This window comes from Vibrio sp. 10N.222.49.C9 (genome assembly GCF_041474985.1).
GTDB lineage: Bacteria > Pseudomonadota > Gammaproteobacteria > Enterobacterales > Vibrionaceae > Vibrio > Vibrio crassostreae_C.
Genome location: NZ_JBFRVD010001104.1, coordinates 1 through 298 on the forward strand (window position 1 = coordinate 1; position 298 = coordinate 298).

At 45.3% G+C, this 298-nt stretch carries 1 protein-coding gene; it reads right to left on the reverse strand.

Going from position 1 to position 298, the window contains the following annotated elements:
* On the reverse strand, window positions 1-298 hold a 298-nt coding region (locus AB4585_RS27095), incomplete at both ends, for a hypothetical protein (protein WP_372171834.1).

The window sequence follows — 298 nt, forward strand, 5'->3', positions numbered from 1 at the left end:
GTTTCATCGCGATCGCTTGAGTGATGATCGTCTTACCGCTACCTACGCAACAATCGAGCATGATAGATTTTTTCAATAGGGCAGAAGAAACCGCTTCTAGTTGGTAATTCCTTAGGTTCAGATTGCAATTATTGATAACAAGGTGTTCGGCAATTGCCGTAAATGAAGGAACAACAAAGGAGTTGCAGTGCTTGTTGTAGCTCTCCGTGATCTCAGCTCTGCGCTTCGCGTCTCTCATAATCCACGCGTTAAACGCCTCTGTTACTTCTTCGACCTTTTGATTGGCTTCTGTGGTCGC